The organism is Micromonospora cremea, from assembly GCF_900143515.1.
Classification (GTDB): Bacteria; Actinomycetota; Actinomycetes; order Mycobacteriales; family Micromonosporaceae; genus Micromonospora; species Micromonospora cremea.
This window is the reverse complement of sequence record NZ_FSQT01000002.1, coordinates 2,799,793-2,817,809: the sequence shown is the minus strand read 5'-3', so window position 1 is coordinate 2,817,809 and position 18,017 is coordinate 2,799,793. Positions and strand designations below refer to the sequence as shown.

General features: G+C 74.5%; 22 protein-coding genes and 1 pseudogene. 6 read left to right on the top strand and 17 right to left on the bottom strand.

The features are described 5' to 3' along the window. Positions 1-103 precede the first annotated feature (103 nt). The 4 genes from BUS84_RS26660 to BUS84_RS26645 form a co-directional block, all read right to left on the bottom strand. Positions 104-754, bottom strand: a complete 651-nt coding sequence (locus BUS84_RS26660; protein ID WP_074316575.1) for a GNAT family N-acetyltransferase — start codon at positions 752-754, stop codon at positions 104-106. Between the two features lie 147 nt (positions 755-901). Next, positions 902-2,215 carry a molybdopterin molybdotransferase MoeA gene (locus BUS84_RS26655; protein ID WP_074316573.1) on the bottom strand — a complete coding sequence of 438 codons (1,314 nt, stop codon included), beginning with the start codon at positions 2,213-2,215 and terminating at the stop codon, positions 902-904. Continuing rightward, entirely contained in the window at positions 2,212-3,174 is a 963-nt protein-coding gene (locus tag BUS84_RS26650) for a UTP--glucose-1-phosphate uridylyltransferase (RefSeq protein ID WP_074316571.1), read from the bottom strand. The genes BUS84_RS26655 and BUS84_RS26650 overlap by 4 nt, the downstream gene beginning before the upstream one ends. Positions 3,175-3,183: 9 nt before the next feature. Next, positions 3,184-5,520, bottom strand: a complete 2,337-nt coding sequence (locus BUS84_RS26645) for a GGDEF domain-containing protein (protein ID WP_074316569.1) — start codon at positions 5,518-5,520, stop codon at positions 3,184-3,186. A gap of 85 nt (positions 5,521-5,605) precedes the next feature. Between BUS84_RS26645 and BUS84_RS26640 the strand changes: the two genes are divergently transcribed. Both BUS84_RS26640 and BUS84_RS40215 read left to right on the top strand, forming a co-directional pair. After that, entirely contained in the window at positions 5,606-6,283 is a 678-nt protein-coding gene (locus BUS84_RS26640; RefSeq protein ID WP_074316566.1) for a 5-formyltetrahydrofolate cyclo-ligase, read from the top strand. After that, a pseudogene (locus tag BUS84_RS40215) lies at positions 6,280-6,486 on the top strand (FmdB family zinc ribbon protein); the annotation flags it as partial. The gene BUS84_RS26640 and the pseudogene BUS84_RS40215, both read left to right, overlap by 4 nt. A 14-nt stretch (positions 6,487-6,500) precedes the next feature. Here the strand turns inward: BUS84_RS40215 and BUS84_RS40210 are convergent. Continuing rightward, positions 6,501-6,752, bottom strand: a complete 252-nt coding sequence (locus tag BUS84_RS40210) for a hypothetical protein (protein WP_244298938.1) — start codon at positions 6,750-6,752, stop codon at positions 6,501-6,503. Positions 6,753-7,352: 600 nt separating this feature from the next. Between BUS84_RS40210 and BUS84_RS40755 the strand changes: the two genes are divergently transcribed. Then, positions 7,353-7,484: a hypothetical protein gene (locus BUS84_RS40755; protein WP_280175150.1), complete on the top strand. Its 132-nt coding sequence runs from the start codon at positions 7,353-7,355 to the stop codon at positions 7,482-7,484. 37 nt (positions 7,485-7,521) lie between these two features. Here the strand turns inward: BUS84_RS40755 and BUS84_RS26625 are convergent, their stop codons facing one another. Beyond that, a complete protein-coding gene (locus BUS84_RS26625) occupies positions 7,522-7,704 on the bottom strand; it encodes a hypothetical protein (RefSeq protein WP_074316562.1) in 183 nt (60 codons plus the stop codon). 104 nt (positions 7,705-7,808) lie between these two features. Between BUS84_RS26625 and BUS84_RS26620 the strand changes: the two genes are divergently transcribed. Continuing rightward, positions 7,809-8,135, top strand: a complete 327-nt coding sequence (locus BUS84_RS26620; RefSeq protein ID WP_074316551.1) for a hypothetical protein — start codon at positions 7,809-7,811, stop codon at positions 8,133-8,135. A gap of 18 nt (positions 8,136-8,153) precedes the next feature. Here BUS84_RS26620 and BUS84_RS26615 read toward each other — a convergent pair whose 3' ends face one another. Further along, positions 8,154-8,636, bottom strand: coding sequence for a DUF2231 domain-containing protein (locus tag BUS84_RS26615; RefSeq protein WP_074316549.1), 483 nt, complete (start codon positions 8,634-8,636; stop codon positions 8,154-8,156). A gap of 199 nt (positions 8,637-8,835) precedes the next feature. Here BUS84_RS26615 and BUS84_RS26610 point away from each other — a divergent pair, with 199 nt between their 5' ends. Together BUS84_RS26610 and BUS84_RS26605 are read left to right on the top strand one after the other, a co-directional pair. After that, positions 8,836-9,264, top strand: a complete 429-nt coding sequence (locus BUS84_RS26610) for a Fur family transcriptional regulator (RefSeq protein ID WP_074316546.1) — start codon at positions 8,836-8,838, stop codon at positions 9,262-9,264. 64 nt (positions 9,265-9,328) lie between these two features. Then, positions 9,329-10,192 (top strand): oxygenase MpaB family protein, encoded by an 864-nt coding sequence (locus BUS84_RS26605; protein WP_074316545.1) that lies wholly within the window; start codon positions 9,329-9,331, stop codon positions 10,190-10,192. 19 nt (positions 10,193-10,211) lie between these two features. On the opposite strand, the gene BUS84_RS26600 is transcribed toward BUS84_RS26605, so the two are convergent. From BUS84_RS26600 to BUS84_RS26560, 10 genes are all read right to left on the bottom strand, one after another. Continuing rightward, the gene (locus BUS84_RS26600; protein WP_425293509.1) at positions 10,212-11,039 is read right to left on the bottom strand and encodes a RecB family exonuclease; all 828 of its coding nucleotides are present in this window, start codon (positions 11,037-11,039) and stop codon (positions 10,212-10,214) included. 138 nt (positions 11,040-11,177) lie between these two features. Beyond that, positions 11,178-11,792 carry a MarC family protein gene (locus BUS84_RS26595; protein ID WP_074316541.1) on the bottom strand — a complete coding sequence of 205 codons (615 nt, stop codon included), beginning with the start codon at positions 11,790-11,792 and terminating at the stop codon, positions 11,178-11,180. A gap of 40 nt (positions 11,793-11,832) precedes the next feature. Further along, positions 11,833-12,705, bottom strand: a complete 873-nt coding sequence (locus tag BUS84_RS26590) for a PHP domain-containing protein (RefSeq protein ID WP_074316538.1) — start codon at positions 12,703-12,705, stop codon at positions 11,833-11,835. A gap of 70 nt (positions 12,706-12,775) precedes the next feature. Continuing rightward, a complete protein-coding gene (locus BUS84_RS26585; RefSeq protein WP_084757601.1) occupies positions 12,776-13,978 on the bottom strand; it encodes a hypothetical protein in 1,203 nt (400 codons plus the stop codon). A gap of 56 nt (positions 13,979-14,034) precedes the next feature. After that, positions 14,035-14,781 (bottom strand): SigE family RNA polymerase sigma factor, encoded by a 747-nt coding sequence (locus BUS84_RS26580; RefSeq protein WP_074316534.1) that lies wholly within the window; start codon positions 14,779-14,781, stop codon positions 14,035-14,037. Positions 14,782-14,884: 103 nt separating this feature from the next. After that, positions 14,885-15,760, bottom strand: coding sequence for a PH domain-containing protein (locus tag BUS84_RS26575; protein WP_074316533.1), 876 nt, complete (start codon positions 15,758-15,760; stop codon positions 14,885-14,887). A 7-nt stretch (positions 15,761-15,767) separates the two neighbouring features. Further along, positions 15,768-15,926 (bottom strand): hypothetical protein, encoded by a 159-nt coding sequence (locus BUS84_RS38715; RefSeq protein WP_165942702.1) that lies wholly within the window; start codon positions 15,924-15,926, stop codon positions 15,768-15,770. A 116-nt stretch (positions 15,927-16,042) separates the two neighbouring features. Then, entirely contained in the window at positions 16,043-16,720 is a 678-nt protein-coding gene (locus BUS84_RS26570; protein ID WP_342198903.1) for a DUF6758 family protein, read from the bottom strand. A gap of 79 nt (positions 16,721-16,799) precedes the next feature. Beyond that, complete coding sequence (locus BUS84_RS26565) at positions 16,800-17,423, bottom strand: TrmH family RNA methyltransferase (protein ID WP_074319136.1); 624 nt, start codon at positions 17,421-17,423, stop codon at positions 16,800-16,802. A 57-nt stretch (positions 17,424-17,480) separates the two neighbouring features. Then, positions 17,481-18,017 carry a hypothetical protein gene (locus tag BUS84_RS26560; RefSeq protein WP_074316531.1) on the bottom strand — a complete coding sequence of 179 codons (537 nt, stop codon included), beginning with the start codon at positions 18,015-18,017 and terminating at the stop codon, positions 17,481-17,483.

Genomic DNA, 18,017 nt, shown 5'->3' with positions numbered 1-18,017 from the left:
ATCGTCCGGATGGGCAGCGCTTGCCGAAGCTTGCAGTTACTTGAGGTTACGGCGCGCCGACCGGGATGCCGCCGCGCCGCGCCGATCCCGTCCGTGGGACGACTTACCGCGCACTGGCGCGCACCCGGTGCCATCGGGCCAGCAGGCCACCCTCGGCAGCTATCTCTTCACTTGTCATCGCGTATCCGATGTGGTCCCGCCACGCGCCGTCGATGTGCATGTAGCGCACGTGGTACGACTCCTCGCGGAAGCCCAACTTCTCCACCACCCGCCGGGACGGTCGGTTCTCCGGGCGGATATTGACCTCCACCCGGTGCAGCCCGCCCGGACCGAACGCGTGGTCCACGGCCAGCGCGAGCGCGGTCGGGATCACGCCCTGACCGGCCACCCGGGCATCCACCCAGTAGCCGACGTACCCGGAGCACAACGCCCGCCGCACGATGCTGCCCACGTTGAGATGCCCGACCAGCCGGTCCCGGTCGGCCTCGCGCAGGCAGACCGCGAAGGGCATGCCCTCGCCCTCGCGGGCCGAACGCCGCTGGTCACGCTGCACCCAGCGGAACGCGGCCGGGGAGTTGAGCTCGTCCCAGTCGCCGGGCAGCGACGACTCCCAGGGTGACAACCAGGCGCGGTTGGCGCGGCGCACCTCCGACCACGCCGCCGCGTCGGAGCGCCGGTAGGGCCGCAGCAGCACCGGGCCGTCGACCAGCACCGCCGGCCAGCCGGGTGCCCGCTCGGGGCCGAAGAGACTCACCCGCACAGTCTCCCGCCCGGGACGGTGTCGCGCGCAAGTGGACCCACCGCGCCCAACACGAAGGACCTCATGATCGCGGGGTCGGGATGCGGACCACCGACCGCCCGGACGCACCGCCACACCTGCGTGCGGACGACCGGGACACCGTCACCGGCGACGGTCCAGCAGCAGGACGTCCACGGTGGAGCCGGCGGCGGCGGTGGTGACCCGCTCGCCGAGCACCAGCAGCCCGTTCGCCTCGGCCAGCCCGGAGAGGGTGAACGGCCCGCCGCTGAGCGGCTGCACCGTGTACCCGCCGCCGCGCCGCTCGGCGACGTGGGCGGGCCGGAACTCGCGCAACCCGCCCGGGGACGACACGGTCTCCAGCAGGTGCGCCCGCACGCTGGGCCGGAACACCGGCTCCGCGCCGGCAAGCAGTTGGATGGCGGGGCGGGCCAGCACCTCGAAGCCGATCAGCGCGGCGCCGGGGTCGCCGGGCAGGCAGACCACCGGGACCTCCTCGGCGCCGACCGTGCCGAAGCCGAGCGCGGTGCCGGGATAGAGCGCGACGTCGGTGAAGGTGACCGGCCCCGCCCGGCCGCCCTCCCGGCGGGACAGGATCCGGCGCACCATGTCGCCGGGGCCGGTGCCGGTCCCCCCGGTGGTGATGATCAGGTCGGCGCGCAGGGTCTGGTCCTCCAGCAGCCCGCGCAGGCCTTCCGGGTCGTCGTCGCAGATGCCCACCCGGTACGCCAGCGCGCCCACCTCGGCCGCGGCGGCCGTCAGCGCGTGCGAGTTCGCGTCCACCACCTGCCCGGGCTGACTGCCCCGGCCCACGTCGACGAGTTCGTCGCCGGTGGCCACGATGACCACGCGTGGGCTGGGCCGGACCACCACGTGCCCGATGCCGGTGGCGGCGAAGACCGCGACCAGCGCCGGGGAGACGTACGTGCCGGCCCGGGCGAGCAGGGTGCCGGCGGGCAGTTCCTCACCGGCGCGGCGTACCCCGTACCCCCGCTTGGGGGTGCGGAAGATCTCCACTGCGGCCATGCCCTGGTCGGTCCACTCCACGGGGACCACCACGTCGGCGGCGACGGGGAGCGGCGCCCCGGCGGCCACCGAGAAGCACGAGCCCGGGGTGAGCCGGACCGGTCGCCAGCTCGCCGCGCCGAGGTCGCCGACGACGTTGAGCCGGATGGTCCGGCCGCCTGGCGTGCCGGAGGGGGCCGGGACGTAGCTCGGGCCCCGGCCTCCTCCGGAAATGTCCTCCCAGCGGGCCGCGTACCCGTCCACGGCCGCCTGGTCGAAGGCCGGAAAGGCGTGCGGCGCGACGACGTCCTCGGCGAGGACGTTGCCGTACGCCTGGGTGAGGTCGAGGTCGAGTGGCGGCAGCGCTCGTAACCTGCGCAGCACGCTGCCCAGGTAGTCGGCGAGCGGCGTCAACTCGTTCGCGGCCGCCTCGGCGTCGGCCGTCGCGGTCATGTACCAGATCCGCCTGCCGTATCGGCCTTGACGAAGTCGGCCAGCCAGGAGCGGAACTCGGCGCCCATGTCCTCGCGCTCGGCGGCGATCTGCACCACCGTCTGGAGGTAGCCCAGCGGCATCCCGGTGTCGTAGCGGGTGCCCCGGTAGACGATCGCGTGCACCGGGGTGCCCTCGGTGCGCAGCAGCTCCATCGCGTCGGTCAGCTGGATCTCGCCGCCGCTGCCCGGCTTGGTCCGCCGGATCGCGTCGAAGATCGTGCCCGGCAGCACGTAGCGGCCGAGCACCGCCAGGTTGCTCGGCGCGTCCTCCGGCTGCGGCTTCTCCACCATGCCGGTCACCTTGACGACCTCGCCGATGTCGGTCAGCTCGGCCTCGGCCGGCTCGACGGAGGCGATGCCGTACCGCTTGGTGTCGGCCGGGTCGACCTCGAAGAAGGCGAGCACCACGCCACCGGTGCGGGCCTGCAGCTCCAGCATGGCCGGCAGCAGTGGCTCGGACGGCTTGACGAACTCGTCGCCGAGCAGCACCGCGAAGGGCTGGTCGCCGACGTGCGCCTCGGCGTACCCGACGGCGTGGCCGAGCCCGAGCTGCTCCGGCTGCCGGACGGTGTAGATCTCGGCCAGGTCGCTGGGCCGGCGAACGGCGGCCAGCCGCTCGGCGTCGCCCTTCTCCTCCAGCCTGGTCTCCAGGTCCGGGCGACGGTCGAAGTGGTCCACCATCGACGTCTTACCCCGACCGGTGATCAGCAACACGTCGCCGAGGCCGGCCTGGGCGGCCTCCTCGACGATGTACTGCAACACCGGCCGGTCCACGACCGGCAGCAGTTCCTTGGGCACCGCCTTCGTGGCCGGCAGGAATCGGGTGGCCAGTCCGGCGGCGGGGATGACGGCCTTGACCGCCAGGGGACGGCCGGTTGCGGCGACCGTCGATGAAGGGTTCGCTGAGTGCTCCGACATGCCGCGAGACTATCGGCCACGGCTCTGCCGCGGCGGGTGTGGCCCAGAAGACGCGCCGCCGCCCGACCCCGGCCGGGTGGCGTCCGGGCCGGGCCGGGCCGCGTCCGTGGGGCTGTCCGCCGGGCTCTCGGCCGCTTCCGGCCGGGCGTGCGTCGGTCCGGACGGCGATTCGGGTACGCCCGGGGTCGGCTCCGACCGGGCGGGCCCGCCCGGCTCCCGGACGACCTGCACGGGCCGGCCGGCGCGCGGCAGCCCGTCCGGTGGGCTCACCGCCCCTGCCGGGACCGGGATCTCCAGGCTCGGCACGTCCGGGCACACCTCGGCGACCCGGTAGGTGTCCCGGCCGGCGGCCTTCGCCGCGTAGAGCGCGTCGTCGGCGGCTTCCAGCACCTCCCGTCCGGTGCTGCCGTGGTCCGGGTAGACGGCGATGCCCACCGACACGGTCACCACGACCGGCCCCGCGTACGCCTCGACGGCGACCGGCGTCTCCCGGACCGCCGCGCCCAGCCGCTCCGCCACGATCGCCGCACCCCGGGCGTCGGTCTCCGGCAGCAGCAGCACGAACTCCTCGCCGCCCTGCCGGAAGGCCAGGTCGACCTCCCGGATCTCGCCGCGCACCCGCCGGGCGAACTCGGCCAGCACGGTGTCCCCCGCCGCGTGCCCGTACGTGTCGTTGACGTCCTTGAACCGGTCCAGGTCCAGGGCGAGGACGCTGAGCATCCGGCCGAACCGGCTGGCCCGCTCCACCTCCCGCCGGATCGACTCGCGCAGGTAGCGGTAGTTCCACAGCCCGGTGAGCGGGTCGGTGAGCGAGAGCCGCTGCGCCTCCTCGTGCACCCGGACGTTGTCCACCGCCACCGCCGCGTGCCCGGCGAAGGTGCGCAGGGTGACCAGGTCGTCGTCGTCGAACTCGTCCGCGCCCAGCCGGTCGTAGAGGGCCAGCACGCCGAGCGCCGCCGCCGGCGCCCCGGCCTCTTCGCCGGGCGCACCGCCGCCCTGTGCCGCAGGTCCGCCCGGGGTGGCCGTGGCGCCGCCGCCCGGGGTGGCGAAGGGCACCGCGACGTACGTGCGGCAGCGCGGCTCACCGGCGGGGGCCTCGGTCGGCTCCACCCGCCCTCGCTGGGGCTCCCCGGTGGCGGCGACAGCGCCGACGACCCCGACGCCCACCGGCACCCGCAGCGTCTCCGGCCCGTCCCCCTCCGGCCAGCGCCCGTCCAGCCCTTCGCTGCACTGTGCGACCAGCACCCCACCGGCCTCCACCAGCAGCACCGCGCCGGCCCGCGCCCCGGTGGCCGCGATGGCGCTGTGCAGGATCACCCGCAGGATGCGTTGCAGGTCGTGCGTGCTGGCCAGGGTGTCCCCGAGGACGGCGAGGTGACCGCGTAACTGGTCCCGGCTGCTGGTCAGCGCCGCGACGTACGAGCCGGTCTCCCGGGTCATCCGGTTGAACGCGGCGGCCAGCCGACCCAGCTCGTCACGGGTGCGCACCGGCACCCGGGCGGTCAGGTCGCCGTGCGCCACCCGGTCCACCGCCCCGGCCAGCTCCACCAGCGGCCGGGTGGTCACCCGGGCCAGCCGCCAGGCGGTCAGCACGGCGAGCAGAGCGGCCAGCACGACCACGCCGACCAGCGTGACGTGCAGCGCGGGTGGCCGCTCGCTCGCCACGGAGAGCACCAGCGGCAGCGGTTGCCCGGAGGACGGCCCGATGCGCCGCACGTACCGGCCCTCGGTGGTCTCGGTGACCCGCTCGCCCTCGGTGGCGCTGGCCGCGGCCAGCACCGCGTCGCGTACCTCACGGGATTCGGTGGTGTGGGTGACCCGCGGGGCGCTGGCGCCGCCGTCGAGCAGGGTGACCGCCACCCCGGTCGCCGCCGCGAGCCGGGCCACGAAGGCCGGGTCGACCAGTTGCGCGGCGGCCACTGTGCCCAGCAGGGTCCCGGCCGCGTCGCGCAGGTCGACCCGGGCGGCCAGCGCGCGGGCCGGGCCGGGCGACGCGACCGGGCCGGAGCAGTCCCGCCAGGGGGTCGAGGGCGCGCCGGGCGAGGCGTAGGTGACCTGACCGGTCACGTCGGTGATCAGCACCGCGGCGGCGACCCCACGGCCGACCAGTTGGTCGGCGGCGCGGGTCGGGTCGCCGGTGAGGGCAACCGCGTCGGCGGTGGCGCGGAGCTGCTGGCAGAGCGCGTCGACCGAGGTACGCACGGTGGACGCCGCCACGGCGAGGCGCTGGGTGGAGCGGCTGCGGTCGACGGCGGCGACGGTGGAGGCGACGAAGAACGCGCCGAGCAGGACCGGCCCGAGCACCACCACGAGGAAGGCTGCCGTCAACCGCCCGCGTAGCGTCACTCGGTCCCCCCGGACGTTCCGCTTCCGTTGCTTGCGATGCTGACACAGAGCAACCGCGGGAGAGGCGTTGCGTCAGGAGTGTTGCGTGCCGGAATTTTCTGATGAAGCGGAAGTGACCCGTGTGGCGAAGCGGGAGACCCGCGCCGAGCTGCTCGCCCGCCGTCGGGCGCTGACCGGTCCGGCCCGGGCCGAGGCGGCCGGGCGCGTCCAGGCCGAGCTGGTCGCGCTGGTACGCCGGCTGCGCCCGCGCCGGATGACGGCGTACGTGCCGGTCGGCTCCGAACCGGGCGGGGCCGACCTGCCGGAGGTGCTGCGGGCGGCGCTGCCGGCCGACGCCGAGCTGTTGCTGCCGGTGCTCCGCGCCGACCTCGATCTGGACTGGGCTGCGTACACCGGGGCGGATGCCTTGATCGCGGCCGGGCGGGGTATCCGGGAGCCGGTCGGACCCCGGCTCGGGGTGGACGCGGTGACCGGCGCGGGCCTGGTGGTCGTTCCGGCGCTGGCGGTCGACCGGCACGGCCGGCGGCTGGGTCGCGGCGGCGGCTCGTACGACCGGGCGCTGGCCCGGGTGTCCACGGCGACGCTCACCGTGGTTCCGCTGCACGACGGCGAGCTGGTCGAGACGCTGCCGGCGGAGCCGCACGACCGCCCGGTCCGCGCGATCGTCACCCCTGCCGACGGGGTGCGTACGCTTGACGACGGCCCGGGTGCGGCGCATGGTGTCGCGCCCCACACGTCCGCTGGACGAACCCGGGGCGAATGACGCACCATTGGCACTCGAATACGTCGAGTGCCAACTGGCAGAGCCCAGATCCGGAGGAGAACGTGCCCACGTACCAGTACGCCTGCACCGCGTGCGGTCACCAGCTCGAGGCGGTCCAGTCCTTCTCTGACGCGCCGCTGACCGAGTGCCCGGCGTGTGAGGGGCGGCTGCGCAAGGTCTTCAACTCGGTCGGCATCGTCTTCAAGGGCTCCGGCTTCTACCGCACCGACTCCCGGGCGTCCGGCTCCGAGACGTCGGCCGGCGGCACGCCGGCCAAGCCGGCCAAGTCCGAGTCGTCCTCGGGTGGAGACTCCGGGTCGTCGTCAAGCTCCTCGACCGGGTCGTCCTCGTCGTCCGGATCGTCCTCGTCGTCCGGCTCCTCGTCGTCCGGCGGCAAGGCCCCGGCGGCCAGCTCCGCATCCTGACCGCTCCGCCCGCCTTCCCGGGTGGGGTAGTCGTCCCGTGTCATAGCAGGTCCGGCCGGTCGGTGGGCGTTGTCCACAGGCCGGCCGGTTGTCCACAGGCGCCGGCGGACGATCAGCTGAGCGGGTCCGAACCGGCCTAACCTGCCGCCACGGGTGTCGCTGCGGCACCCGGGACGGGAGGCGGCAGATGGCGACCGGCGATCCAGATTCCGCACGCGCGTTGCGGCCGCTGCGGCGGCTGGCCCTGCCCGGCGGGCGCACCCTGCTCCGGGCCGGTCTGGTCGCCGCGCTGCTCGGCCTGGCCGCCGCCGTCCTGCACACCCCGACCGGCTGTCCGCCGGCCACCCGCGCCACCCCGTCCCCCGGCCCAGCCGGAGCGGGACCGGTGGACGGGAGAGGGCCGACCGGCGCGGTCGACGGGCCGCAGCCGACCGGCGCGAGCGCGACCACGGACGGCGCGGGACCGATGTCCGGTCCGTTACCGCTGCCCAGCGGCGCGGTCGGGGTGCCGGTCCGACTGGCTGAGCCGGCCGCGTTGGCGGTGGTCCGACCCGGGGCCCGGGTCGACCTGCTCGCGGCGCCGCCGGGTGGGTCGGGCACCGAAGCCGCCCTGCTCGCCCCCCCCCCCCCCCCCCCGAGCGCTGGTGCTGGACGTGCTGGGTACCGGCGCGATCGACGGGTCCTCGGCGCTCTATCTGGCGCTCCGCCCCGACCAGGCGCAACGCGCGGTCGGGCTGCCCGAGGGCAGCCGGTTCGCCATCGTCGTCCGCGGTTGACCGCACGTCACGAGGCTGGCGGGACCGGAGAGACGGGTCAGCCCCAGTGCGGGGGGCGTTCGGCGAGCAGCCAGTCGTCGTTGCCGCCGGGCCGCTCGCCCCAGCCGCGGTCGGTGTCGTCGGCGGTCTGCTCGGGCAGCACCACGAAGTCTTCGCTCAGGTCGACGGTGCGGTCGTCGTCGCCGCGCGCGCCCTGCGTGCCGGGGTCCTCGGTGCTCACGAGCGGCAAGACTAGCGCAGCCGACGGCAGCGGACCGGTGGCGGACGGTGGCGCGCCGGCCAGAATCGACCGAGCCGTCGGCCGCGTTGGTAGCGTCGGACGGCGTGACGACCCCCAGCGGTGGCAGCACCCCGGACGACTACTGGCGACGGCCCGGGACCGGCGGCGAAGCAGCGCCGGACCAGGCTTCCGCCGCGCCCGCGCCCGCGAGCGGGTACGCCGGCCCGCCGCCGAGCGTGCCGCCGCCAGCGGGCTGGCGTCCGCCCGTACACCTGGAGCCGGCGCCGCCCCGGCGGCTGCCGCCGCAGGACATGGCCGGCCTCGACGCGGCCGAGCAGCGCGCGCAGCGGGTCACCTACGGCTTCGGCGCGGCGGTCGGCGTGGTGCTGGTGGTCCTGGTCTGTCTGCTCTGCTCGCGGGTCATCTTCTGACCGGGTCGTGACCGGCGGTCAGAGCGTGGTGCCCCAGACGGCCTCGGCGCCGGAGTGGCCGGTCAGGTAGACGTAGACCAGGGCGGCGATGGAGAGCGCGACGACCGCCACCGCCAGCACCGGGGTCACCAGCGCCGGCAGCTGCGGCACCCGGGGGTGTCCGCTGGTCGCCACCAGCAGCAGAATGGCCACGATCCCGAGTGGCACCACGATCCGGAACAGGATGTCGCCGTAGCGGGAGTGCTCGAAGATCTGGTCGAGGATCGGGCCCTGGAAACCCCGGGCGACCAGCGCGTCGGTGAACGCCTCACCCGACTCGATCGCCACGAAGGCGGTCAGCGGCGCGGCCACGGCGAGGATGCCCACCGCCCAGTCCAGCCGGTGCCGCCAGCCCGGCAGCCCCACGTACGCGACGGACACCACAGCCAGCAGCGGCACGAACAGGACCACCGCATGGACCACCAGGACGTGTACCGGTAGACCCTGGATCTCCTCGAACATTGACACCCTCCAGGTGGATCACGGTCACGGGGTGGCCAACGTACGGTTCGCCGGTTCGCCCCCAGGCTCTCGACCGGAGACACGCGCGGCGTCTCGATCGGGTTCACCGCGCCCCGATCCGACCGCCGCCGGCTGTGTCCGCGGCCACCCCGGCCGGACGTCGGTTGTCGGCACCGGTCGCACGTGCTGTCATTGGCGCATGTCCGGTGCCGAGGAACTGCTGCGATCGAGGGGCCTGCGTGTCACCCGACCGCGCCTCGCGGTGCTCGACGTGCTGGCCGGGGGCGGCCACCTGGAGGTCGACGAGATCACCCGCCAGGTCCGCGAACGCCTCGACTCGGTCTCCACCCAGGCGGTCTACGACGTGCTGGGGGCGCTGTCCCGGGCCGGGCTGTCCCGCCGGATCGAGCCGGCCGGCAGTCCCGCCCGGTACGAGGCGCGCGCCGGCGACAACCACCACCACGTGGTCTGCCGGGGCTGCGGCGAGATCGCCGACATCGACTGCACGGTGGGCGGCGCCCCCTGCCTCGAGCCGAGCGTCGCGCACGGCTTCGAGGTGGACGAGGCGGAAGTGACCTTCTGGGGTCTCTGCCCGGGCTGCCAGGCCCGCCGCTCCGCCGACAGCTGACGGGTCTCGCGCCGGCCGGGAAGGGTGACCGGCGAGGTCGGCCGGGCCGTGGCACTCTTGGGCGGTGGACTCCGATGACCTCGGCCTCTTCGGTCCGGGTTCGGTCACGTGGAAGGTGCACGACGAGCCGATCCTGATCGTCGCCGGCCTGCGCTCGCTCTACCTCCAGGCGTTGCACCCGCTGGCGATGGCCGGGGTCGCGCAGAACAGCAACTACCGCACCGACGCCTGGGGCCGGCTGGTCCGCACCGCCACCTACGTGGCGACCACCGTCTACGGGACCACCGCGGAGGCGGAGGCGGCCGGGGCGCGGCTGCGCCGGCTGCACGCCCGGATGCGGGCCACCGACCCGAACACCGGCGAGGAGTTCCGGATCGACGAGCCGGATCTGCTGCGCTGGGTGCACGTCACCGAGGTCGAGTCGTTCCTCAGCACGGCCCGGCGGGCCGGCCTGCCGCTCACCGACGACGAGGTGGACGGCTACTACACCGAGCAGCGCCGCTCCGCCGCCCTCGTCGGCCTGGATCCCGCCACCGTCCCGGGCACCGCCGCCGAGGTGGCGGCGTACTACCGCACGGTACGTCCGGAGCTGCGGATGACCCGGGAGGCCGCGGAGACGGCGCTCTTCCTCACCGCCCCGCCGCTGCCGTGGAAGCTCAGCCTGCCGGCCCGGCTGGGGCTCACCCTCGGGCCCCCGCGCTGGGCGTACCTGGGGGTCGCCGGCACCGCGCTCGCGCTGCTGCCGGCGTGGGCTCGCCGGATGTACGGCGGGCTCGGGCTGCCCACCACCGCCCTGTCGGCGGACCTGACCGTGCGTGCCCTGCGGCTGGCCCTGGGCGCGGTGCCCCGGCGCTACCTGGAGGGGCCGATCCTGCAGGCCGCCAAGCAGCGGGCCGAACGGCTCACCGCCACCCCGCTGGCCGGTTGACCCGGTCCCGCCGGAGGTTTCAGCCGTCGGTGGGCCGGTCCACGGCCGCCCACGGTTCCTTGCCCGGGGTCTGCGCGCCGGTCGGGCAGTGCCGCCGGTAGTCGCACCAGCCGCAGCGCGGGCCGGGCGCCACGGGGAACGCCTCATCCGCGTCGCCGCCGTCGGCGACCGCCCGCTCGGCGGCCATGATGTCGCGGGCCGTCTCCTCGGCCCGGGTCAACTGCCGGGCCAGCGACTCGACGGTGTGGTCGTGGCCGGCGACCGTGCCGGTCGGCAGGTGGTGCAGCTCGACCCGCCGGCACGGGCGGCGGAACACCCGCTCGGCCGCGTACGCGTAGAGCGCTAGGGCCTGCGAGCCTCGGGCGTCATCGGTGTCCAGCCCGGTGCGGCCGGTCTTGTAGTCGACGATGACCAGCTCCTGGCCGTCCGGCCCGGGGCGGGAGTCGATCCGGTCGGCGCGGCCGTTGAAGGCCAGCACGGCGGTCTTGACCGCCACCACCCGCTCCACGCCGAGCGGGTCGGCCTCCGGCTCCAGCGTCTCGACGTACGCCTCCAGCCAGCCCAACGCCCGCCGGTAGGCGGCCCGCTCCTGCTCGTCGTCGCGGTAGCCCTCGCGGACCCAGGTGCCCTTGAGCAGGGTGGCCAGTGCCTCGGGGCGCCGCCGGTCGGCGGGCAGCGCATACCAGTTCTTCAGCGCGGTGTGGACACTGGCGCCGAGCGAGTTGTGCGCCCACGGCGGGCCCTTCGGCGGGGCCGGCCGGTCGACGTAGGAGTAGCGGTAGCGGCGCGGGCAGTCCGCGTACGCGCCGAGCTTGCTCGGCGTGCAGACGAACAGCCGCTCCGGCATGCCCTCGAAGCCGAGCTGCTCGGCGCCGCCGGCGCGCTGCTGCGGGGCCCGGCCACCGGCGGCCGGTCGTCCGGCTGAGGAGGATCGTCGCACGCCTGTGATCCTGCCACCCACCCCCGACAGCGCGGGGGTGCCGGGTCAGGTCATGTTCACGTAATGCGTGACGAAGGCGGCCACCGCGTCCGCGATGAGCTGCACGGCGATCGCGGCCAGCAGCAGGCCGGCGATCCGGGTCAGCACCTCGATCCCGCCGGGGCGCAGGATCTTCACGATGCCGCCGGAGAAGCGCAGCACGATCCAGACCGCGACCATCACGGCGAGGATCGCCACGGCGATGGCGGTGAAGTCGCCCAGCCCGTCGGCCTGCTGGACGAAGAGCATGGTGGCGACGATCGCGCCGGGGCCGGCCAGGAGCGGGGTGCCCAGGGGCACCAGCGCGATGTTCGAGGTGACCTGCTGGCTGGGGTCGTCGGCCTTGCCGGTCAGCAGTTCCAGGGCGACCAGCACCAGCAGCAGTCCGCCGGCGGCCTGCAGGGCGGGCAGGTCCACGTGCAGGTAGTCGAGCAGGGTCTGTCCGGCCACCGCGAAGATCACGATCACGCCGAGCGCCAGCGCGACGGCCTGCCAGGCCGCCCGGTTCCGATCGCGGGCGGGCAGCGGGCCGGTCAGCGCGAGGAAGATCGGCATCATGCCCGGCGGGTCGGTGATCACCAGCAGGGTCACGAAAACCTCGCCGAACAGCTTCAGATCCACGTGATCAACCTAGCCGCGCCTGTGCGGGCCGAGACCCGGATCAGCCCGAAGCGACCTCGGTCACCCCGGCCGCGACGATCCGCTCGTACGCCTCGGCACTGGTGCTGAACGCGCCGAGCTGGACGGTCTTGTGGGTGCCGTGGAAGTCCGAGGAGCCGGTGACCAGCAGGCCCAGCTCGGCGGCGAGCGCCCGCACGTGCGCCTGCTCGGCCGGGCTGTGATCCTCGTGGTCGGCCTCCAGCCCGGCCAGCCCGGCGGCGGCCAGCTCGGCGATCAGCTCGTCGGGCACCACCCGGCCGCGTCGGGTGGCGCGTGGATGGGCGAAGACGGGCACCCCGCCGGCCGCCCGGACCAGCCGGATCGCCCGGAACACGTCGATGTCCTCCTTGGGCAGCCGGTACCGCTCGCCCAGCCAGTCCGGACCGAACGCCTCCCGGGTGCTGACGACCAGGCCGGCCCGGATCAGCGCCTGCGCGATGTGCGGCCGGCCCACCGTGCCGCCTCCCGCGCCGGCCAGGATGTCCGGCCAGCTCACGTCGATGCCGTCGGCGCGCAGCAGCGCGACGATGCGTTCGCCCCGCTCCTCGCGGGCGGAGCGCACCCGGGCCAGCTCGGCCACCAGCTCCGGGTGGTCCGGGTCGAACAGGTACGCCAGCAGGTGCAGCGGCACCGCCGGCTGCGCGCCGGACCAGCGACAGGACAGCTCCGCGCCGCGGATCAGGCGCAGCCCGGGCGGCAGTGCCCGCACGGCCGGCGCCCAGCCGGCGGTGGTGTCGTGGTCGGTGATCGCCAGCACGTCCAGCCCCGCGTGGGAGGCCGCGCGGACCAGCTCGCCCGGGCTCAGCGTGCCGTCGCTGGCCGTCGAGTGGGCGTGCAGGTCGATTCGCGGCGCGGGGCCGGTACGCGAGGTCATCGCCCGACGCTACCGAGCGCCACCGGCTCCGCTGTGTCGAGGCCTGTCCGTCCGCGACGGGTGGAGGTGCTCAGGAGCCGGTCACCAGGACCGGTCGGTCCCCCGGCTGCACGCCGGGCACCGGGGCCGGTTGGGCCGGCTTTCCGGCCCGCACCCGGTCGACGTCGACCCGGACCAGTTGGCCCGCGCCGTCGACGTAGGTGGCGTCCGATTCGGTCATCCAGGCGACCGCGCCGGTCAATGGCGGCCCGGCCGGCACGGCGGTCAGGTCCGGCCCGAGCCGGTGCAGGTCGACCAGCAGTGCCCGGGTGGCCTTGCCGACCCATCCGTTCACCAGCAGCCACCGCCCGTCCGGGGAGATCCCGCCGGCTCCGTCCTGGCTGAGCTGCGGGCCGCAGCCGGTGCCGACCCGCTTCAGGTCCCGCTTCGGATCGAGTACGGCCAGGCAGGTCTTGCGCGTGGCGGCAGCGGAGAACTGGCCGACCAGCCGTCCGTCGGGCAGCGCGCCGTAGACGCTCAGCGTGCTCCGGTCGGTCCCTACGGTCAGCTGCCCGGCGCCCGGCCGCCACAGGGCGTGGCCCGCGCGGCCCGGGTCGAGCCGGACCAGCACGCTGTCGCCGACGAACCGGACCGGTTCCGCGTCGGCGGGCAGGGGAGTGCGCACCGGCCCGATGAGCTGGGTGCCGACCACGCCCGCCACCAGCAGGTTGGTGCCGTCGCGCCAGGCGACCTGGCGGCCGTCGGGCGCCACGACGATCGCGCCCGCCCCAGCGAGCAGCACCTGCACCAGCCCGTCGCGCTGCGCCACCCAGAGGGAACGGCCGGCGGTGGTCGGCGCGCCGACCACCAGCCAACCGGCATCGCCGGGTAGCAGGTGGACGGCCTCGGCCGGCCCGACGCCGGCCAGCTCCAGCCGCTCTCCGTCCGCGCTGATCAGCGTCCCGCCGACGAGCAGGTCGACGGACGTCCCGGGCGAGGGCGCGGGGGCGGCGACGGTGGCCGAGGGAATCGGTCGGACCGACGGGTCTGGGTCACCGATCACGACGATGGGTGTGCCCTGCCCGCCGGAGTCGTCACCGAGCTGGGCCATGCCGGTGCTGACCAGCACGGTGGCGACCGCCGCGAGGGCGAGGCCGCCCGCGGTACGACGGCGCCGGATCCGGTTCGCCCGGCGGATGGCCTGGCCGGCCGGGTCGGCGCTCAGGGGGCGTGCGACGGCGACCTGGTGCGAGAGGGTCTCCCGCACCGCATCGTCCAGCTCGTCAGGTCGCACCTGGTAGGGACGCGGCGGGTGGCCCGTCAGGTTGCCTGACCGGCTCGGGAATGCTTTCACCGTTGCTCTCCGGTGCCCGTGCCCACGGGCACGGGCGCGGGGGCGACGGGCAGCTCGACCGGCAGCTCGACCGGACGGGGCGCGGCCGGGCGGGGCAGGGCCGGGGTGTTCGTCGTCCGGGGCCGGCTGGGCGCGGCGTCGCCGGTGGCCGTGACCTGCCCGCTCGGGGTGGCCGCGCGGTCGGCACGCGCGGTGCCGGCAGCGGCGGTCCGGCCACCGGTGGTGGCGGCCTCGGCGGCCAACTCCGGTGCGGCCGCGCCCATCCGCCGGCGCAGCGTGGACAGCGCCCGGGAGGATTGGCTCTTCACGGTGCCCGGGGAGATGTTCAACATCGCGGCGGTCTGCGCTTCCGACATGTCCTCGTAGTAGCGCAGCACCAGGACCGCGCGCTGCCGGCTGGGCAGCTCCCTGAGGTGCCGCCAGAGCAGGTCGCGGTCCAGCTGCTGTTCGATCTCGTCGACACCGGCGCGCTCGGGCAGCACCTCGGTGGGACGTTCACCGTGCCAGCGCCGCCGCCACCAGCTCGTCGAGGTGTTGACCATCACCCGTCGGGCGTACGGCTCGACCGCCTCGATCCCTCCGAGCCGCTTCCACGCCAGATACGTCTTGGTCAGCGCCGTCTGGAGCAGGTCCTCGGCCGTGGCCCAGTCGCCGGTGAGCAGATACGCGGTGCGCAGCAAGGCGGCGGAGCGGGCCGCGACGAACTCGCGAAACTCCTCCTCCAACGGGTCCCTGCTCGCCACCGCGCACCTCCGCACCCCAGCCGTCCTGGCAGAGTGCCACGTCAGGAGCCGTCTGGTCCATGACGAAAGGTGCGCACTTGCTCCGATGTTCGGACGAAAACCTTCACGCCCCGTCGTCGGCCTTGGCCTCGTCGGCTTCCTTGCCCAACCGGGCCTCGACGGCCTGCGGCTCGTACATCTCTTCGACCACTCGCAGGTAGAGCTCGTTCGGGTTGGGCAGGTTCTTGATCTCGCGCAGGGCCTGCTCCTGGCCGGCGGACTCCAGCACGAAGGTGCCGTAGTTGAGCGCCCGGCCGCTGGGCGTCTGCTCGTACTTCATGTCGGTGACCCGCACCAGCGGCATCATGGCCACCCGGCGGGTGATGATGCCGTTGACGACCATGACCCGCTTGTTGGTCAGGATGAACCGGTCATACCACCAGTCGGCGACCTTCCACGCCACCCAGCCCATCACCGCGAACCAGAGCAGCACGGCGATGGTGGTCAACGCGCCGACGTTCTGACCGGCGAGGAAGCCGGAGAGGTAGCCGAGCACGAAGGTCGCCGCGATGCCGACCAGCAGCGGAGTGGTGAGGTGGATCCAGTGCCGCTTCCACTCACCCCGGTAGCGCTCGGTGGGAAAGAGGTAGCGGGCGACCAGCGAGCTGGGCTCGTCCTCCAGCGGCAGCACCCGCCGGGGGGCCGAGCCGGTCGCGTCGGCACGCAGCCCGGCCAGCTCGTCCTCGGAGATCTGCGGCGGCTGGTAGCCGGCCTCCGGATCGCGGATCCAGGCGCGGCCGGAACGACCCTCACCGGCGTAGCCCGGCCCGTCGCCGTACCCGACGTCGTCCGAAAGGGACGGACCGTCGGACAGGCCGGGGCCGGCACCGTAGCCCGGGCCGTCATCGGGCCCGATCCGCGGGATCGGCTCAGTGTCGCGCTCGCGGCGCTCCCGGTCGGGGTCGTCCGGGTCGAAGGGTGGACCGGCGGGGCTGCCCATCGAACGGCTAGGCCACGAGGCTGGTGAAGAAGTCGCCGAACCCCTGGGCGATGTCGACGATCCCGCCGCCGAGCGACTTGAACACATCCGCCGCGGAGTTTGGCCGGTAGGCGACGAAGAAGATCAAGAATGCGATTCCGGCCCAGGTGAGGACCTTCTTGACCATGGCGGGCCATCCTCTCGCGCGGCGCCGGGTCCCATTACCGCAGCGGCACCCAGAGTATCAGTGTGGTGTCGTACAGTGAATATCTGCGTCCGTTCTCCGTCAATCCAGGAGAGTTGTCAAGCTCTCCCGGACAGGTACGGGGACGGTGCGCCGTACACGAGTTCGGGCGGAGTCCACTCGGTCAGGTCGTGCAGCACGACATCTTCCGCGAGCAGGTGACCCGCACTCGCGGGCCAGGCTATCGCATGCAGCCACATTCCCCGAGCCTCGCCGGCGTACGCGCTTCGATCCGCCGGTGAATTGACCAGCCACAGTGGAGTGGGGTGACCGCCGACCCGGATCCGGGCCTGCCCGACGTGCTCGGGGTGGCCCGGCCCGGGGTCGGTCAACGCGTCGGCCAACTCCGGCCCCGGGTCCGGGCCGGCCAGCCCGGCCAGCCGGGTGCCCAGGCCGACGCCCGGCTCCTCGGCCACGAAGACCAGGTCCGCCGGGCCGCCGCCGAGCGGCGCCGGGCCCGCGCAGGCCACCGCGGTGGCCCGCACTCCGGTGCGGTCGTCACCGGCGTACGCCACGCCGGTGAGGGTCCAGCCGGGCGGCAGCGGCCACGGGCACCACAGCGGTGTGCCCGGCTGATTCGCGGTCGCAGTGATCCGGTCCACCACGCTCGCCACGATCTCCGCTCCGATGTGCTCGGGCACGTGCAGCGGTGGCACCGGGCCACAGTGCAGGCACCTCGAGTCGGTGTGCATCAGATCCGGCGCCCGTACCGGGCCCCCGCATCTCGGACAACTCACCGCGACACTCACATCCCCACCGTCACCCCGGAGCGCCGGCCCGTCAAGCCGGAACGTCCGATTCGGCACCGGGGCGTGGTCAGACCGGTGGCGGCCCGGCGTGGGTGCGGATCCAGGCGTGCATGGCGATGCCACTGGCCACGCCCGCGTTGATCGACCTCGTGGAGCCGTACTGGGCGATGGAGTAGAGCTGATCGCAGGCCGCGCGGGCCGGTTCGGAGAGCCCGGGCCCCTCCTGGCCGAACAGCAGCACGCACTTCCGCGGCAGGGTGCCGGTCTCCAGTGGGCGCGAGCCGGGCAGGTTGTCGATGCCGAACACCGGCAACCCCTGCGCGGCCGCCCAGCCGACGAACTCCTCGATCGTCTCGTGGTGCCGGACGTGCTGATAACGATCGGTCACCATCGCGCCGCGCCGGTTCCACCGTCGCCGTCCGACGATGTGCACCTCCGCGGCGAGGAAGGCGTTGGCGTTGCGGACCACCGTGCCGATGTTGAAGTCGTGCTGCCAGTTCTCGATGGCGACGTGGAACCCGTGCCGGTGCAGGTCCAGGTCGGCGACGATGGCCTCGTGCCGCCAGTAGCGATAGCGGTCGGCCACATTGCGCCGGTCCCCCTCGACCAGCAACTGCGGGTCGTAGCGCGGGTCGTCCGGCAGGTCCCCCGGCCAGGGGCCCACGCCCACCTCAAGCTGGTCGTCGGTCACGGTCATCAGAGAGTACGGACCCGTCCGGCGCTCGCCACCGACGGCCTGCCTGCCGGTTCAGCCCAGCTCCAGCGCGGCACCGAGCCGGTCCAGGAGGCGCCGGTCGGCCGGGCTGGCCGGCTGGCCGGGTGACGGCTCGCCAGGGGCGGGCACCGCCCGGCAGACGCGGGCCGCGATCGACTGCACCCACTGGCGGTACGCGGCCGAGTCGGCGGGGTCGGCGCGCCGGTGCAGGACCCGGACCGCCGCCCGACAGGCGGCCAGGAGGTCCACCAGATCGGTGAGCCGTTCGGTGGGAGGCTGGGCGCCGTCGTGGCGGGCGTAGATCGCGGCGACCACCGCGCGGACCAGATCGCTGTCGAACGCCCGGCCGGCGGCCACCGCGTCCAGGCCGGCCAGGCCCGCCATGACCCCCCGGGCCGGCCGGCCGGGGCCCGGGGCGGCGGCGGCCACGAGAACCCGACCGGGCAAGCTGGTGAGCAGGTCCCACTCGGCGGCGAAGTAGACGGCGGTGGTCAAGGGTGCGGCGCGGCGACCGGCAGAGGGCGGCTCTCCGGCGACGGAGTGGCTCATCGGAACCTCCGGCGCCAGCAT

What these genes read in the sequence shown, in the direction of transcription:
- BUS84_RS38715 (WP_165942702.1), bottom strand. Translation starts at nt 15,926, where the DNA reads ATGGTCAAGAAGGTCCTCACCTGGGCCGGAATCGCATTCTTGATCTTC.
- BUS84_RS26600 (WP_425293509.1), bottom strand. Translation starts at nt 11,039, where the DNA reads ATGCCGGAGCGGCTGTTCGTCTGCACGCCGAGCAAGCTCGGCGCGTAC.
- BUS84_RS26610 (WP_074316546.1), top strand. Translation starts at nt 8,836, where the DNA reads ATGTCCGGTGCCGAGGAACTGCTGCGATCGAGGGGCCTGCGTGTCACC.
- BUS84_RS40210 (WP_244298938.1), bottom strand. Translation starts at nt 6,752, where the DNA reads ATGACACGGGACGACTACCCCACCCGGGAAGGCGGGCGGAGCGGTCAG.
- BUS84_RS26560 (WP_074316531.1), bottom strand. Translation starts at nt 18,017, where the DNA reads ATGCTGGCGCCGGAGGTTCCGATGAGCCACTCCGTCGCCGGAGAGCCG.
- BUS84_RS26575 (WP_074316533.1), bottom strand. Translation starts at nt 15,760, where the DNA reads ATGGGCAGCCCCGCCGGTCCACCCTTCGACCCGGACGACCCCGACCGG.
- BUS84_RS26615 (WP_074316549.1), bottom strand. Translation starts at nt 8,636, where the DNA reads ATGTTCGAGGAGATCCAGGGTCTACCGGTACACGTCCTGGTGGTCCAT.
- BUS84_RS26650 (WP_074316571.1), bottom strand. Translation starts at nt 3,174, where the DNA reads ATGTCGGAGCACTCAGCGAACCCTTCATCGACGGTCGCCGCAACCGGC.
- BUS84_RS26590 (WP_074316538.1), bottom strand. Translation starts at nt 12,705, where the DNA reads ATGACCTCGCGTACCGGCCCCGCGCCGCGAATCGACCTGCACGCCCAC.
- BUS84_RS26655 (WP_074316573.1), bottom strand. Translation starts at nt 2,215, where the DNA reads ATGACCGCGACGGCCGACGCCGAGGCGGCCGCGAACGAGTTGACGCCG.